At 59.1% G+C, this 350-nt stretch carries 1 pseudogene; it reads right to left on the bottom strand.

The window, feature by feature from the left end:
* Window positions 1–43 precede the first annotated feature (43 nt).
* Window positions 44–350 (bottom strand): annotated as a pseudogene (locus AC5Y49_RS24875) (site-specific integrase); the annotation flags it as partial.

The raw sequence follows: 350 nt of genomic DNA on the forward strand, positions 1-350 counted from the left end.
TGTTCTCTGAACCAAATGTGTGTTCGACTTTCGTTCCTGCCGTTTATGTTTCAGTCGGGAAAGTGGGGACTCCGAGGTCAGCTGTCGTTGATGGGAGCGTTGTGTTGCAGCGCCTTTCGATCTGGGCGAGTTTGTCTTCCGCCCCGGCGAGGCTGACTTGCAGTCCTTCGATTTCGCCGAGCCAGCCTTCGCATTCGGCCTCAGCGATGCGGGCCTTCAGGTTGTCGCAAATCTCCACGAGGCGGGTTCTTTGCGCCGGGTCAGGCCATAGAAGTGAGCACCTGACACAGGCATGCTCGTGGATGCAAGGTGTGCCAAACGCGCGCCCGCAGGTGCCGACGGAGACCTTG

Source organism: Mycobacterium sp. NGS62, assembly GCF_059812285.1.